This is a genomic window from Burkholderia sp. Tr-20355, from assembly GCF_017104685.1.
Classification (GTDB): Bacteria; Pseudomonadota; Gammaproteobacteria; order Burkholderiales; family Burkholderiaceae; genus Burkholderia; species Burkholderia seminalis.
In genome coordinates this window covers 1-15,427 of the sequence record NZ_JAAGPK010000014.1, presented here as the reverse complement: position 1 = coordinate 15,427, position 15,427 = coordinate 1, and the positions used below count along the sequence as shown (strand labels likewise).

At 67.9% G+C, this 15,427-nt stretch carries 10 protein-coding genes; 1 reads left to right on the top strand and 9 read right to left on the bottom strand.

The window, feature by feature from the left end:
- Nucleotides 1-6 precede the first annotated feature (6 nt).
- From G3N62_RS05570 to glnA, 4 genes are all read right to left on the bottom strand, one after another.
- Nucleotides 7-2,115, bottom strand: coding sequence for a prolyl oligopeptidase family serine peptidase (locus tag G3N62_RS05570; protein ID WP_124670797.1), 2,109 nt, complete (start codon nucleotides 2,113-2,115; stop codon nucleotides 7-9).
- An 89-nt stretch (nucleotides 2,116-2,204) separates the two neighbouring features.
- Entirely contained in the window at nucleotides 2,205-3,713 is a 1,509-nt protein-coding gene (gene ntrC / locus G3N62_RS05565; RefSeq protein WP_034188959.1) for a nitrogen regulation protein NR(I), read from the bottom strand.
- Nucleotides 3,714-3,759: 46 nt separating this feature from the next.
- Entirely contained in the window at nucleotides 3,760-4,902 is a 1,143-nt protein-coding gene (gene glnL, locus G3N62_RS05560) for a nitrogen regulation protein NR(II) (RefSeq protein ID WP_034188960.1), read from the bottom strand.
- A gap of 161 nt (nucleotides 4,903-5,063) precedes the next feature.
- Entirely contained in the window at nucleotides 5,064-6,479 is a 1,416-nt protein-coding gene (gene glnA / locus G3N62_RS05555) for a type I glutamate--ammonia ligase (protein WP_017331833.1), read from the bottom strand.
- A gap of 404 nt (nucleotides 6,480-6,883) precedes the next feature.
- Here glnA and G3N62_RS05550 point away from each other — a divergent pair, with 404 nt between their 5' ends.
- The gene (locus G3N62_RS05550; RefSeq protein ID WP_006478364.1) at nucleotides 6,884-7,348 is read left to right on the top strand and encodes a rhodanese-like domain-containing protein; all 465 of its coding nucleotides are present in this window, start codon (nucleotides 6,884-6,886) and stop codon (nucleotides 7,346-7,348) included.
- 112 nt (nucleotides 7,349-7,460) lie between these two features.
- On the opposite strand, the gene G3N62_RS05545 is transcribed toward G3N62_RS05550, so the two are convergent.
- From G3N62_RS05545 to hrpA, 5 genes are all read right to left on the bottom strand, one after another.
- The gene (locus G3N62_RS05545; protein WP_049034902.1) at nucleotides 7,461-8,276 is read right to left on the bottom strand and encodes a molybdopterin-binding protein; all 816 of its coding nucleotides are present in this window, start codon (nucleotides 8,274-8,276) and stop codon (nucleotides 7,461-7,463) included.
- Nucleotides 8,273-9,100, bottom strand: coding sequence for an EI24 domain-containing protein (locus G3N62_RS05540; protein ID WP_034188962.1), 828 nt, complete (start codon nucleotides 9,098-9,100; stop codon nucleotides 8,273-8,275). The genes G3N62_RS05545 and G3N62_RS05540 overlap by 4 nt, the downstream gene beginning before the upstream one ends.
- 111 nt (nucleotides 9,101-9,211) lie before the next feature.
- Entirely contained in the window at nucleotides 9,212-10,186 is a 975-nt protein-coding gene (locus G3N62_RS05535; protein ID WP_034188963.1) for a sterol desaturase family protein, read from the bottom strand.
- Between the two features lie 16 nt (nucleotides 10,187-10,202).
- On the bottom strand, nucleotides 10,203-11,192 hold the full coding sequence (locus tag G3N62_RS05530) for a beta-propeller fold lactonase family protein (RefSeq protein ID WP_034188964.1): 990 nt from the start codon (nucleotides 11,190-11,192) through the stop codon (nucleotides 10,203-10,205).
- 180 nt (nucleotides 11,193-11,372) lie between these two features.
- Nucleotides 11,373-15,368, bottom strand: coding sequence for an ATP-dependent RNA helicase HrpA (gene hrpA / locus G3N62_RS05525; RefSeq protein WP_346778201.1), 3,996 nt, complete (start codon nucleotides 15,366-15,368; stop codon nucleotides 11,373-11,375).
- Nucleotides 15,369-15,427: the final 59 nt, after the last annotated feature.

Below are 15,427 nucleotides of genomic sequence, written 5' to 3'. Positions count from 1 at the left end.
GCGCGCTCAGTGCCGCGCGGGCGCCGGCCCGAGATGGGCCCACAGGAAGCCGAACTCGGCCGCATCGGCCTCCGCACGCTCCAGATCGTCGGCGCTGCCGTGGCCGCCGTCGGTGTTCTCCCAATACCACACCCGTTCGTGACCGAGCGCCTGCATGCGCGCGGCCATCTTGCGCGCATGCGCGGGATGCACGCGGTCGTCGCGCGTCGACGTCGTCAGCAGCAGCGGCGGATACGTGACGCCTTCGCGCACGCGGTGATACGGCGAATACGCGGCCAGCGCCGCGCCCTCGCGCGGATCGTCGGGGTCGCCGTATTCGTCGAGCCATGCGGCGCCCGCGTGCAGCTTCGGATAGCGCTGCATGTCGAGCAGCGGCACGCGGCACAGCACCGCGCCGAACAGCTCCGGCCGCTGCATCATGCACGCGGCGACCAGCAATCCGCCGTTGCTGCCGCCCTCGATCCCGAGCTGCGCGGCCGTCGTCACGCCGGTCGCGGCCAGATCCTCGGCCACCGCGATGAAATCGTCGAATGAACGCTGCCGATGTTCGCGCTGCGCGTCGACGTGCCAGCGCGGCCCGAACTCGCCGCCGCCGCGGATATGCGCGAACGCCATCACGCCGCCGCGTTCGAGCCACCCGATGCCGAACGCGTCGCTGTAGCCCGGCAGGTTCGGGATCGCAAAGCCGCCGTAGCCCGACAGCAAACACGGCCGCGCGACGCGCGCGGCGCCGTCGGCCGGATCGAGCGCATCGCGCGGCCCGATCAGCGTGTACGGCACCATCGTGCCGTCCCGCGAGCGCGCGCTCGCGCGGCGCACGACGAGCCCGGCCGCCACGAACTGCACCGGCGGCCGGTCGAGCAGCACACGGCGCGACGGCGCGTCGTCCGCCCGATCGGCAAGATCGGCCAGCCAGCATTCGAGCGGATCGAGATAGGTGTCGACGTCGACGTACACCTCGTCGTTCAGCGTCGCCTCGACGGGTTCGACGTCGATCTGCGCATCGCCCGTCCACTCGAACGGCCGCGCGTCCCATGTCCACGTGCCGTCGTCGGCCTGTCGAGGCTGCCACAGCATCGTCCGGTTGTGCACGTCGTCGAGCCAGCTCGCGATCAGCATCGTGCGCGTGTGCGTCCACGTGCACGCGGATGTGGTCGGCCGCGGCGCGAACAGCGTCGTGAATGCGCGCGACCCGGCCAGGAACGCCTGCTCGCGGATCGCGAGCAGCGAGCCGCCCGCATGGCGCACGCCGTCGCAATCCCAGTCGAGGCGCGGCTCCAGCACGAGCCAGCCTTCCCAGAACCCGACCTCGACGTGCGTCGGCACGTCGTAGCGCGCCCACTCGCCGGCGTCGGTCAGCCAGTACGCATGCGCGTCGAAGAAGTCGACGCTGCGCCACGCGACGTGACGCCGATCGATCGGATCGAACCACGCCCCGGCGCTGATGTCGTCGGGTTCGCCGCTGAACACGACGGGCGCATCGGCGAGCGCCGTGCCGCGCACCCAGCGCCGCGCTTCGTACGGATAGCCGGCCGCGGTCGCATGCGCTTCGCCGCGATCCCAGCTCACGTAGACGGTGTCGCGGTCGATCCAGCCGACCGTGTGATGGCCCGGCTCGTCGATCGTGAAGCCACCGTCGACGAAACGGCGTTCCACGAGATCGAATTCGCGCACGACGACCGCGTCGGCACCGCCCGGCGACAGCGACAGCAGCGCGCGATCGCCGTCCGGATACAGGATCGCATCCTGCTCGAACACCCACGACTCGCCCTCTTCGGCACCGAGCGCATCGACGTCGAGCAGCGTTTCCCACGCGGGCCGACCGGCACGCCAGTCGTCCCAGCGCGTGCGGCGCCACAGCCCCTTCGGATGGAGATCGTCCTGCCACAGGTCGTACGCCCAGTCGCGCCAGCGGGTCGGAATCACCGGGCGCTCACGCGGCAGATAGGCCTTGGCGAGACGCGCGGCCAGCGCGCGATACGCATCGTCGTCGCGCAGCGCGGCGCGCGTGCGCGCATTCTGCTCGTCGACCCACGTGCGGGCGCGCTTGCTGTCGAGCGCTTCGAGAAAACGGAACGGGTCGGCCCCGGCGGGCCAGCGGAAGGAATCGGACATTGAGGATCGGCGGAATGGCAAACGGCGTGCAAACCGCGATTATGTCCGATCGCGGCATGCGCGACGCGCGCGCATGCCGCGATTCGTGCTCAGGGCTCCAGGTGGAGTTCCTGGATCTTGCGCGTGATCGTGTTGCGGCCGATACCGAGGCGCTCCGCGGCCTCGACCTTGCGGCCCCGCGTGAAGTCGAGCGCCTCGCGGATCACGGCCGCCTCGAAACGGCGTGCGAGCTCGTCCATCACGTCGGCCGAATTCTCGCGCAACAGCCGCGCGACTTCGGTGCGCAGGCCATGCTCCCACAGCGGATAGCCGTTCGGCACGCTGCCGTTCGGCGCGGCCGCGACGGGCGCGCTCGCCGCCGGCGCCGCACCGAGCGCGGGCGGCACGGCCGGCGCGCTGCCGGGCGCATCCGCGCCGTCGCCCGTCGCGACGACCGGCGCACCGGCCGGCACGAGATCGGGCGGCAGGTCCTTGATCTCGACCGTCTGCGCGGGCGCCATCACGGTCAGCCAGTTCGCGAGGTTCTCGAGCTGCCGAACATTGCCGGGAAACGGCAGCGACGTCAGGTACGCGAGCGCGTCGTCGGACACGCGCTTCGGCTCGACGCCGAGATCGCGTGCGCTCTTCTGCAAGAAGTGGCGCGTGAGCAGCGCGATGTCCTCGCTGCGTTCGCGCAGCGGCGGCAGGCGCAGCCGGATCACGTTGAGCCGGTGGTAAAGGTCCTCGCGGAACAACCCCTGCCGCACGCGCGATTCGAGATTCTGGTGGGTCGCGGCGATCACGCGCACGTTCGCGCGCAGCGGGTTGTGCCCGCCGACGCGGTAGAACTGCCCGTCCGACAGCACGCGCAGCAGGCGCGTCTGCAGGTCGAACGGCATGTCGCCGATTTCGTCGAGGAACAGCGTGCCGTTCTCGGCCTGCTCGAAACGGCCCTGCCGTGTCGTCTGCGCGCCGGTGAACGCGCCGCGCTCGTGGCCGAACAGCTCGGATTCGAGCAGGTCCTTCGGAATCGCCGCGGTGTTCAGCGCGATGAACGGGCCGTTCGCGCGCGGGCTGTGGCGATGCAGCGCCCGGGCGACGAGCTCCTTGCCGGTGCCCGATTCGCCGGTGATCAGCACGGTCGCGGCCGAATGCGACAGGCGGCCGATCGCGCGGAACATGTCCTGCATCGCGGGCGCCTGGCCGAGCATCTCGGGCGCCTCGGCAACGCGCTCGTCCTGCGGCGCGCCGCCGCGCAGGCTTTCCTCCACCGCGCGGCGGATCAGCTCGACGGCCTTGTCGACGTCGAACGGTTTCGCGAGATATTCGAACGCGCCGCCCTGGAACGCCGCGACGGCGCTATCGAGGTCGGAGAACGCCGTCATGATGATGACGGGCAAGCCCGGCAGCCGCTCGTGCATCGCCTGCAGCAGCTCGAGGCCCGAGCCGCCCGGCATCCGGATGTCGGACACGAGCACCTGCGGCGTCTCGTGGTCGAGCGCGGCCAGCGCATCGCGCACGTTCGCGAAGCTCTTCGTCGCGAAGCTGTCCCGGGCGAGTGCCTTTTCAAGCACCCAGCGGATCGATTGGTCGTCGTCTACTATCCAGATCGGCTTCATAGGTCGGTCAGGTATGGGTGAATCCGGTGAATCGCAATGTCGCCGCTCAATGGTCGAGCGGCAGCAGAATCTGAAATTCGGTACGTCCGGGCCGGCTTTCGACCTCGATCATCCCGTCGTGCTGCTGCACGAAAGTCTGCGCGAGCGTCAGGCCGAGACCACTGCCGTCTTCGCGCCCGGACACGAGCGGATAGAAAATGCGGTCGCGGATCTCGTCCGGAATGCCGGGCCCGTTGTCGATCACGTGCAAGTCCAGTGCCAGCCGGTACAGGCGCTTCGCGATCGTGATCTTGCGCGCGATGCGCGTGCGCAGCTCGATCTTCGCGTCGCCCTGCGCGATCCGCTCGCGCAGCGCCTGCGCCGCGTTGCGCACGATGTTGAGCAGCGCCTGGATCAGTTGCTCCTTGTCGCCGCGCAGGTCCGGCACGCTCACGTCGTAGTCGCGCTCGATCGTGAGCCCGCGCGGAAACTCCGCGAGCATCACCGCGCGCACGCGTTCGCACACTTCGTGGATGTTCACGTCGCCGACGATGTGCGGATGCCGATGCGGCTCCAGCAACCGGTCGACGAGCGTCTGCAGGCGATCGGACTCCTTGATGATCACCTGCGTGTATTCGCGCAACTCGCCGCGCTCGCGCTCGCCCAGTTCGAATTCGAGCAGCTGCGCTGCGCCGCGAATGCCGCCGAGCGGGTTCTTGATCTCGTGCGCGAGGTTGCGGATCAGCTGCTTGTTGACCGCGGTCAGGTCGTGGATGCGCTCTTCCCGGTCGGTACGCGACTGCCGCTCGTTCTCGAACAGCTCGACGAGCACGAAATCGGGCGCCGACTCGAGGAAGCCGACGATCGCATGCACATGCAGCGGTTCGCGGCCGGGCCGGTCGAGCACGGTATCGAGGTGCGTCGCGTGAAAGCGTTCCTCGCCGATCGCGGTGATCGTCGATGCCAGCTCGTTCGCGTTCGGAAAAATCTCGCCCCACGGCCGCTGCGCGAGCTGCCGGCGCGAGATGTCGAGCATCGCCTCCGCCGACGGGTTCGCGAACGCGATCCGCAGCGTCTTGCGGTCGAGCACGATCACGACCGTCGGCAGCGCTTCCAGCCCCGCCAGCAGGCCCGAACGCGCGAGCCGCTCGTCGTCCGTCAGTCGCTCGGGCTGCCCCGTTTTCGCCTTGATCAGATTCTTCAGAACCATCTGCGTGCTTGTCGCGCCTCACCGGGCCAGAAAATGAAAATCACCGGAACAAAAAAGGGACGGCTGGACGCCGTCCCCTTTCAGACTCCGCCGTTCCCGCCGCAGGCCGCGCGACGGGAACGAACCGGCAAAATGGCGCTGAATCGTCGCGCCATCGCCGATTAGAGCGAGTAGTACATCTCGAACTCGATCGGGTGCGTCGTCATGCGGAACTTCGCCAGCTCCTGCTCCTTCAGCGCGAGGTACGCGTCGATCATGCCGTCCGTGAACACGCCGCCGCGCGTCAGGAACTCGCGATCCTTGTCGAGCGCTTCGAGTGCCTGGTCGAGGCCCGCGCAGACGGTCGGGATCTTTGCATCCTCTTCCGGCGGCAGGTCGTACAGGTTCTTGTCCGCGGCTTCGCCCGGATGGATCTTGTTCTGGATCCCGTCGAGGCCGGCCATCATCAGCGCCGTGAAGCACAGGTACGGGTTCGCCATCGGATCCGGGAAGCGCGTTTCGATGCGGCGGCCCTTCGGGTTCGACACGTGCGGAATGCGGATCGATGCCGAACGGTTGCGTGCCGAGTAAGCGAGCTTGACCGGTGCTTCGAAGTGCGGGACCAGACGCTTGTACGAGTTCGTCGTCGGGTTCGTGATCGCGTTCAGTGCACGGGCGTGCTTGATGATGCCGCCGATGTAGAACAGCGCCAGTTCCGACAGGCCGGCGTAGCCGTTGCCCGCGAACAGGTTCTGGCCGTCCTTCCAGATCGACTGGTGAACGTGCATGCCCGAACCGTTGTCGCCGACGACCGGCTTCGGCATGAACGTCGCCGTCTTGCCGTACGAGTGCGCGACGTTGTGGATGATGTACTTCGACCATTGCGTCCAGTCGGCGCGCTGCACCAGCGTCGAGAACTTCGTGCCGATTTCGTTCTGGCCCTGGCCCGCCACTTCGTGGTGGTGCACTTCGACCGGGATGCCGAGCTGTTCGAGCAGCAGGCACATTTCCGAACGCATGTCCTGGAACGTGTCGACCGGCGCGACCGGGAAGTAGCCGCCCTTCGTGCCCGGACGGTGGCCCGTGTTGCCGCCTTCGAATTCCTTGCCGGCCGACCACGGTGCTTCTTCCGAGTTGATCTTCACGAAGCAGCCCGACATGTCCGTGTTCCACTGGACCGAGTCGAAAATGAAGAATTCCGGTTCCGGACCGAAGTAGGCCGTGTCGCCGATGCCCGTGCTCTTCAGGTACGCTTCGCCGCGCTTCGCGAGCGAACGCGGATCGCGCTCGTAGCCCTTGCCGTCTGCCGGCTCGACCACGTCGCAGGTCAGCACGAGGGTCGACTCTTCGTAGAACGGGTCGACGAAGGCCGCGCTCGGGTCCGGCATGAGCAGCATGTCCGACGCCTCGATACCCTTCCAGCCCGCGATCGACGAACCGTCGAATGCATGGCCGCTTTCGAACTTGTCTTCGTCAAACGCCGAAACCGGCACCGACACGTGCTGTTCCTTGCCGCGCGTATCCGTGAAGCGGAAATCGACAAACTTGACGTCCTCGTCCTTCACGAGCTGCATGACGTCGGCGACGGTTTTACTCATAACCTCTTCTCCTGATTGAACAATTCCGGCGGACTGGGAACCGCCTCGTTTATCGAGCTGACCGGGGTCTTGCTTTAGCGCAGCGCGCCCCGATTCGACCGAATTCTATATAGCAGCATCCGTGCCAGCCATCGCAAAACCGACGTAAATCGCGCCGGAGCGCGTCGCGACGGGACCCGGCTGCGCAATTCCGGGGCCGGCCACCGCACCGGCGGCCGCGCGAACGCACCGAAACAGTGCAATCACGCCAGTGCGCCGTCACATCGGAATCATTCTGGTGCATGCACACCATTCTGCACCCTTTTGGTGAGTGCGTGGCGGTGCATGTGCCTGTCGGTAGACGGGCGTCCGTACCGCGACGCCGCGCTAGAATGTTCGTTTGACCGATACGGAGACTCCCTGCCATGAGTACGCTCGACCAGCTTTACGCGAAGGCCGACGAACGCCGCGCACAAGGCGCGCTCAACTACGCCGGCGCGCTGCTGCCGGTCGAGGCATTCGAACTGCTGCAGCTCGACCCGTCCGCGCGCCTCGTCGACGTGCGCACGCGCGCCGAACTCGACTGGATCGGCCGCCCGCTCGTCGGTGACGGCCAGTACCTGCACCTCGAATGGACGCGCTACCCGGGCGGCGTGCCGAACGCCGAATTCGTCAACGAACTGAAGGCGGCCCTCCCGGCCGATACGCCGATCCTGTTCCTGTGCCGCAGCGCCGCGCGCTCGAAGCTCGCCGCGGTCGCGTCCGCGCAGGCCGGCTTCACGAAGGCGTTCGACCTGCTCGAAGGCTTCGAGGGCGCCAAGGACGCCGAAGGCCACCGCAAGACGGTCGACGGCTGGTGCTTCCGCAAACTGCCGTGGATCGGCGCCTGACGAAGCACGACGCTCGGCGGCGACAGCCTCATCGTCGAGCCGGGCGATGACATGCCGATGACGGGCCGCGTTGCGCGGCCCGTGCTTTTTTTGCGGCCGCGTGGCGGGCCGCTCAGGCGCGCGGCGTATCGGGCTCGACGACGTCGCCGCCGAGCAGGTGCACGCCTTCGCGCAGCTTCACGAACGCGGCCGCGACGGCTTCCGGCTCGCCCTTCACGCCGAGGTCGATGTGACGGCGCGCATAGATGCCGCCGCGCTCCGCATCGCCGACGCTCGGCAGGCTGAACACGCGCACGCCCGGGAAATCGCGCTCGATGCGCTCCATCAGCGGCGTGAGCGTCGATTCCGGCAGCTCGAACACGTACAGCGAGCGCTCCGCGTGCGGCGTCGCGTGATGCAGGTGCGCGTACTTCGTGTCGAGCACCCATTCGATCATCGGCCAGGCCATCACCGGGAAACCCGGCACGAAGTGCAGGTCGCCGGCCGAGAAACCGGGAATGCGGTTATAGCCGTTCGGGATGATGGTCGCGCCCGCTGGGAACACGCCCATGTTGAAGCGGTGCTGGTTCTCCGGCGAATCGAAGTCGACCGGCGTGGCCGGATCGGTATGCGTTTCGCGGATCCGCTCCGAAATCAGCACCTTCGCTTCCGGATGCAGTTCGAGCGGCACGCCGAGCGCGGCGGCCGCGCACTGGCGCGTGTGGTCGTCCGGCGTCGCGCCGATTCCGCCCGTCGAGAACACGATGTCGCCCGACGCGATCGCACGCGCGAGCGTCGCCGTGATGCGCGCCGGATCGTCGCCGACGTATTCGGCCCAGTCGAGCGCGAGGCCGCGCGCGCCGAGCAGTTCGATGACCTTCGCCAGATGCTTGTCCTGCCGCCGGCCCGAAAGGATTTCGTCGCCGATGATGATGATGCCGATGCTCATGCCTGCCCCATGTCGATTGCGGTGGCGCGCGCACTCGCGCGCAGGTCCTCCAGCGCGCGCAGGCAGTAGTGCCCGAACCACAGCGCCGAGAAGACGAGGATGAAAGCGTAAACCCAGATCATGGCCGCCGCGACGAATGGAAACAGCACCATCATCCAGACCGACGACACCCATACGAAGGTCGGTACGGTGCCGAGCAGCCCGGTCGCGACGCCGATGCCGATCAGCGGCCAGCGGTGGCGGCGCACGAGCGCGCGGCGCTCGTCGCGGCTCGCGTGCAGCGCGAGCGCGTCGTAGGTCATCACGCGGTACGTGAGCCAGCCCCAGATCACCGGCGGCAGCAGCGCGAAGAACGGCGGGATCAGCCACAGCGGGATCGTGACGACGAGCAGCACGACGCCGACCAGCGCCGCGCCGAGCGAATTGAACACGCTGCCGAAGAAGGTACCGCCCCGCTTCGGCTCGAGCGCCGCGAACTGCCGGTTCGACAGGTGCTTGATCACGACCGGCATCGAGATCGTCGCGATCAGCAGCAGCACGGTCAGCACGATCAGCGGAATCGCGAGCGACACGACCACGAACGGCGCGACGACCGCGTGCAGCTGCGACATGCCGATCGCGTCGAACGCGCGATACAGCGCGGCCGTCAGCACGAAGCCGTCGAGCGCGCCGCGCGCGAGATCCAGCAGCGTCTGCCACGAAAACCACAGCACGGCGCCCCACAGCAGCGCCGAGACGACGAACGGCATCAGGGTGAGCCACAGCATGCGCGGGTGCAGCGCGCTGGCGATCGCCCGGACGAAGGAGCGCAGCAAGTCGTTCATGCGAACCTGTATCGACGGAGAAAAACGGGGAAAGGATAAACCACACGGCCCGCATGCGCCGAAGCGCATGCGGGCCGTGTGGGAATGCCGTTCAACGGGAGCGGGATCGCGTCAGGCCGACGCCGCGCCGCGCTTCGCGGGGAACAGACGCCGGAAGATCCGCACGAACGCGAGGCCGTGCTGCGACCAGAAGCCGTCGCCGTAGGACACGCCCTCGACCTGCTCGCGGATGCCGGTCGGCTCGACCGTGCGACTCCACGACGCGGTGCCGAACATCATGTCCCACCACGGGAACAGCACGCCGAAGTTGCAGCCGTACTTAGTGCCTTCGTGACCGTAGCCGACCGCATGGTGGCGCCGATGGAAGATCGGGCTGACGAGCAGGCGCTCGCCGAGCCAGCCGAACGACAGGCGCGCATTCGTATGCTGGATGCTCTGCATGAAGTTCGTGAACGCGGTCAGCACGACGAACTGCGACGGCGTCACGCCGATCACGAGCGCGATCGCCGCGAAAAAGCACGACTGGATCACGTCGTCGAGCAGGTGGTTGCGGTCGTCGCACCACAGCGACATCTGCCGCTGGCTGTGATGGACCGCGTGCAGCTCCCACCAGATGCCGAACTTGTGCTGCCAGCGGTGATACCAGTAGCCGGCGAAGTCGAGCACGACGAGGTAGATCGCGAACGCGACGATCGGCTGCGAGGTCACGCCCGGCCACAGGTAGTCGAGATTGACGTTCGCGACGCCGTGCAGGCGCAGCCAGGACTGGAAGCTGTCGAACACCGGCTGCAGCGCGAAGAAGAAGAACAGCGTGTAGATGCCGAGCTTCGAGATCGCCGTGTAGATCACGTCGACCCGCACCGCGCGGCGGTTTTTCCAGCGTTCGACCGGCAGCAGCGCCTCGAGCGGGCGCAGCAACGCGAACATCAGCACCATCTGCAACGCGCCGATGATCACCCAGTACAGCGCGTCGTAGGTGTCCTCGTCATAGTCCATCAGGTTGAACTTGAAGAGGAGCGGCTGCACGACGTCGACGTACAGCCAGGTCTGGATGTCCGACACGAACGCATCGATCAGGTGCAGCATCGCTCGCCTCCGCCCGTCACGCGCCGTTCGCCGCCTTCCACGGCGCGCGGTCGTAGAAGTAGATGCCGTGCGGCGAGCGGCCGACGGCGATCGTCTGCACCAGCTTGCGCGACGCCAGGTCGATGATCCCGACCTTCTTCGCGAAGCGGAACGTCACCCACAGCGTCTTCTTGTCGGCGGACAGTTCCATGTCGTCGGGGCCCGGCAGCAGGCCGGTGATGTCGCCGACGTTGGTGAGGGTGTTCTCGTCGATGATGCTGATCGTGTTCGCGACGCGGTTCGTCACCGCGACGTGCGTGCCGTCGGCGAGCGAGCGGAAGTTGTGCGCGCCCTTGCCGGTGTAGATCTGCTTGACGACCTTCTGGTTGCGCCAGTCGACGACCGCGACGTAATCCGCGCCCGTCATCCCGACCAGCAGGAATTTGTCGTCCGGCGTGAGCCACAGGCCGGCCGGCACCTTGCCGACCTTCATCTTCCACTTGACCGTCTGCGTCGGCAGGTCGATCGCCGCGATCTCGCCGGACACCTGCAGCGACACGAGCAGCGTCTTGCTGTCCTTCGTGAATGCGAGGTGGCTCGGCATCACCGCGAGCGGCACGCGCTTCACGAGGTGCAGGTCGCGGCCGTCGTAACCGTAGATGTCGACGCGGTCGAGCCGCAGGCCGGCCGCCGCGAACCATTTGCGGTCCGGCGAGAAGCCGAGCTGGTAAGGATCGTCGATCCCTTCGACGGTGCGCTGCAGCTTGCCCGTCTTCGGATCGAGGAACATCAGGCTGTTCGAGACCGAATTGGCGACGATCAGCGACGCATTGTCGGGCGTCGCCATCAGGTGATGCGGCTCCTTGCCGGTCGGCATCGTGCTGACGACCTCGCGGGTCTGCTGGTCGATCAGGGAAAGCGTCGCTTCGGCCGAGTTGAGGACGATCACGTTATTCGCGTGTGCGGCGGGCGCCAGTACGGCGGCGGCCAGCGCGAGCGTGCGGCCGAGGGAAAGGAAAGTGCGCATGAAGACTCACGTCGAGGAACAACCGTCATTGTAAAACGTTCAACCGGCCGCGCCGGTTGACGGCGGTCGGTATTGCGCCACTTCGACGCACGCCGCGGCGGCCGGACGAGCCGCCGCGGCAGGCACCGTACGGCCGGCCGGGGCCGTCCGCCGCGGCGGGCCCGGGACGCCGATGTTGCGCTAGCGCTGCATCGACTCCCAGACTTTGTGCAGACGCTTGACAGAGACAGGCATCGGCGTGCGCAGTTCCTGCGCGAACAGCGAAATCCGCAGTTCTTCGAGCAGCCAGCGGAATTCCGCGAGCCGCGCATCGGCGACGCCGCCGCGCTGCGACACCGCGCGCTGGTACTGCTGGACAAGCGGCAGCAGGTCGGCCGACTGCTTCGCGTCGCGCGCCGGATCGGCCTTCAGCTTGTCGATTCGCAGCGCGATGCCCTTCAGGTAGCGCGGGAAATGCGCAAGCTGCGCGTAAGGCGTGTCGATCACGAAGCGCTTGCCGACCAGCGCGGCGAGCTGCTGCTGCAGGTCCGCATGGGCCTGCGCGAACGGCTTCGCCTGCGCGAGCTTCTTCACGAGCCCCGCGTATTCGGCGAGGATCTGGCCGACCAGCCGCGCGATTTCCTGCGCGAGCAGGTTCAGGCGGCTCCGGCCCTCGTCGCGGCGCGCATGAAAGCTTGCGTCGTCGTCGGGCAGCGGGTCCTGCAGGCACGCGCGGTCGAGCGCCGTATCGATCAGCTGGTCGCGCAACTCGTCCTGCGTGCCGAGCGACATGTACTGCATCGCCATCTCGCGCAGGCCCGGCAGGTTCTTCTCGAGGAACTTGATCGGCTCCTTCAGCTGCAGCGCGAACAGCCGCCGCAAGCCGGCCCGGTGGATGCGTGCGGCCTCCTCCGGCGAATCGAACACCTCGACGTCGCAATGCGTGCCGCGGTCGACGAGCGCCGGGTAGCCGTACAGCGTCTGGCCGCGCCGGCGGATTTCCAGCAGCTCGGGCAGTTTGCCGAAATTCCACGTCGTCAGGTTCTCGTACAGCGCCGTCGCGCCGGCTTCCGCCGGCGCGGCCGTCTGCGGCGCCGCGCCCTTGCCTGCCTTCGCGTTACGGCCGGCGGCACCGGCCGTGGCCGCCGCCGGCGCCTGGCCGACCGGCTGGCCCGCATCGGCATCGCCGCCCGTCGCGATCGTCGACGCCGCCGCGATCTTCTGGAACTGCTGCTGCGCCTGCGCGCCGAGCTCCTGGCGAAGCTGCGCGAGATTGCGCCCCATCGCCAGCTGGCGGCCGTGCTCGTCGATCACCTTGAAGTTCATGAACAGGTGCGCGGGCAGCGTCTCGAGCTTGAAGTCGGCCGTCTTCATCGCGACCTGCGTCTCGCCGCGCACGTCGGCGATCAGCGCCTCGACGAGCCCGCCCGCGCCGAAGCGCTCGCGCCCCATCCGCTCGACGAAGCCGGCCGCGTATTCGGGCAGCGGCACGCAGTGCCGGCGCAGCTTCTGCGGCAGCGACTTCAGCAGCAGCTGCACCTTTTCCTTCAGCATCCCCGGCACGAGCCACTCGCAGCGGCGCGCATCGACCTGGTTCAGCGCGTACAGCGGCACCGCGAGCGTCACGCCGTCGCGCGGCGTGCCGGGCTCGAAGTGGTACGTGAGGGCCATCTCGACGCCGGCCATCGTCGCGCGCTTCGGGAACAGCTCGGTCGTCACGCCGGCCGCCTCGTGGCGCATCAGGTCGTCGCGCGACAGGTACAGCAGCCGCAGCTTGTCCTCGGGCTGGCCGCCCTTCTTCACTTCGTCGCGATACCAGCGCTCGAACGCCGCGCCCGTGTGGATCCCCTCGGGAATCGCCTGGTCGTAGAACGCGTAGATCAGCTCGTCGTCGACCAGCACGTCCTGACGGCGCGACTTGTGCTCAAGCTGCTCGATGTCGGCGAGCAGCTTGCGGTTGTGCGCGAAGAACGCGAGCTTCGTGTCGAACTCGCCTTCGACCAGCGCACCACGGATGAACAGCTCGCGGGCACGCGCCGGATCCTGCTTGCCGAACGCGACGCGCCGGCGGTGGTAGATCGGCAGCCCGTACAGCGTCGCGCGCTCGTACGCGCTGACCTGCGCCGGGCGCTTTTCCCAGTGCGGCTCCGACAGCGATTTCTTCAGCAGGTGCGCGCCGATCTTCTCGACCCATTCGGGCTCGATCTTCGCGAGGCAGCGCGCGTACAGCCGGCTCGTCTCGACAAGCTCGGCCGCCATCACCCAGCGGCCGGCCTTCTTCGCGAGCGCGGAGCCCGGCCACAGGTAGAACTTGATGCCGCGCGCGCCGAGATAGTGCGGATCGTCGTCGGCCTTCAGGCCGAGGTTGCCGAGCAGCCCCGTCAACAGGGCCAGATGGACCTGTTCGTAGGTCGCCTCGACTTCGTTCAGGCGCCAGCCGTGCTCGCGCACGACGGTCAGCAACTGCGAATGGACGTCGCGCCATTCGCGCAGCCGCAGGTGCGACAGGAAATTCTGGCGGCACGCGTCGACGAGCTGGCGGTTCGACTTCTTGTGCGCGACGGCCTCTTCGAACCATGCCCAGATCTTCAGCCACTGCAGGAATTCGGAACGCTCGTCGGCAAACCGGCGGTGCGCCTGGTCGGCCTGCTCCTGCGCGTCGATCGGCCGGTCGCGCGGGTCCTGCACGGACAGCGCGCTCGCGATGATCAGCACCTCGCGCAGCGACTGCTGGTCGCGCGCGGCGAGAATCATCCGGCCGACGCGCGGATCGAGCGGCAGCCGCGCGAGTTCGCGGCCGAGCGGCGTCAGCGCGTTGTCGTCGTCGACCGCGCCGAGCTCGTTGAGCAACTGGTAGCCGTCCGCGATCGCGCGGCCGGGCGGCGGTTCGAGGAACGGGAACGATTCGATCGCCGTCAGGTGCAGCGACTTCATCCGCAGGATCACCGACGCGAGCGACGAGCGCAGGATTTCCGGATCGGTGAAGCGCGCGCGCGCCTGGTAGTCGCTTTCCTCGTACAAGCGGATGCAGACGCCGTCGGCCACGCGGCCGCAACGGCCCGCGCGCTGGTTCGCGGCCGCCTGCGAGATCGACTCGACCTGCAGCTGCTCGACCTTGTTCCGGTACGAATAGCGCTTCACGCGCGCGAGGCCGGTGTCGACCACGTAGCGGATGCCCGGCACCGTCAGCGAGGTTTCGGCGACGTTGGTCGCCAGCACGATCCGGCGGGCGTTCGACGCCTTGAACACCTTGTCCTGGTCGGCCGCCGACAGCCGCGCGAACAGCGGCAGGATCTCGGTGTGCGGCGGATGGTGCTTGCGCAGCGCCTCGGCCGCCTCGCGGATCTCGCGCTCGCCGGGCAGGAACACCAGCACGTCGCCGGGGCCCTCGCGGCACAGCTCGTCGACCGCGTCGACGATCGCGTCCATCAGGTCGCGCTCGGCTTCGCGCGCGGTCTTCACCCGGTCGCGGCCGCCCGTGCCTTCGGCATGCTTCACGGCCGGGCGATCCTCGGCCACCGGGCGGTAACGCATCTCGACCGGATACAGCCGCCCGCTCACCTCGATCACGGGCGCCGGGCGCTCGTCGGTGCCGAAATGGCGCGCGAAGCGATCGGCGTCGATCGTCGCGGACGTGACGATCAGCTTCAGGTCCGGCCGCCTCGGCAGGATTTCCTTCAGGTAGCCGAGCAGGAAATCGATATTCAGGCTGCGCTCGTGCGCCTCGTCGATGATCAGCGTGTCGTACGCCTTCAGCAGCGGGTCGGTCTGCGTCTCGGCGAGCAGGATGCCGTCCGTCATCAGCTTCACGGACGCGCCCGGCGCGAGATTGTCGGTAAAGCGCACCTTGTAGCCGACCACCTCGCCGAACGGCGTGCCGAGTTCCTCGGCGATCCGGCGACCGGTCGACGACGCGGCGAGCCGGCGCGGCTGGGTATGGCCGATCAGGCCCGTGCCGCCGGCGCCGAGGCCGCGGCCGAGATCGAGACAGATCTTCGGCAACTGCGTGGTCTTGCCCGAACCCGTTTCGCCGCAGACGATGACGACCTGATGACCGGCGATCGCGCGCGCGATTTCGTCGCGCTTGCCCGACACGGGCAGGCTTTCGGGGTACGTGATCGGCGGGACGGGATTCGGCGGCTGGCGTGAAAAGTGGCGCCGCTGCGGCGGTTCCCGCTGGCCTGACTGGTGGGGCACCTATTTGGCGGGACGTGTTGCGACCGTTGTTGTACGTGGGAGCCGCTTCCTGCAGGCGA

What these genes read in the sequence shown, in the direction of transcription:
- G3N62_RS05570 (WP_124670797.1), bottom strand. Translation starts at nt 2,115, where the DNA reads ATGTCCGATTCCTTCCGCTGGCCCGCCGGGGCCGACCCGTTCCGTTTT.
- ntrC (WP_034188959.1), bottom strand. Translation starts at nt 3,713, where the DNA reads ATGAAGCCGATCTGGATAGTAGACGACGACCAATCGATCCGCTGGGTG.
- glnL (WP_034188960.1), bottom strand. Translation starts at nt 4,902, where the DNA reads ATGGTTCTGAAGAATCTGATCAAGGCGAAAACGGGGCAGCCCGAGCGA.
- glnA (WP_017331833.1), bottom strand. Translation starts at nt 6,479, where the DNA reads ATGAGTAAAACCGTCGCCGACGTCATGCAGCTCGTGAAGGACGAGGAC.
- G3N62_RS05550 (WP_006478364.1), top strand. Translation starts at nt 6,884, where the DNA reads ATGAGTACGCTCGACCAGCTTTACGCGAAGGCCGACGAACGCCGCGCA.
- G3N62_RS05545 (WP_049034902.1), bottom strand. Translation starts at nt 8,276, where the DNA reads ATGAGCATCGGCATCATCATCATCGGCGACGAAATCCTTTCGGGCCGG.
- G3N62_RS05540 (WP_034188962.1), bottom strand. Translation starts at nt 9,100, where the DNA reads ATGAACGACTTGCTGCGCTCCTTCGTCCGGGCGATCGCCAGCGCGCTG.
- G3N62_RS05535 (WP_034188963.1), bottom strand. Translation starts at nt 10,186, where the DNA reads ATGCTGCACCTGATCGATGCGTTCGTGTCGGACATCCAGACCTGGCTG.
- G3N62_RS05530 (WP_034188964.1), bottom strand. Translation starts at nt 11,192, where the DNA reads ATGCGCACTTTCCTTTCCCTCGGCCGCACGCTCGCGCTGGCCGCCGCC.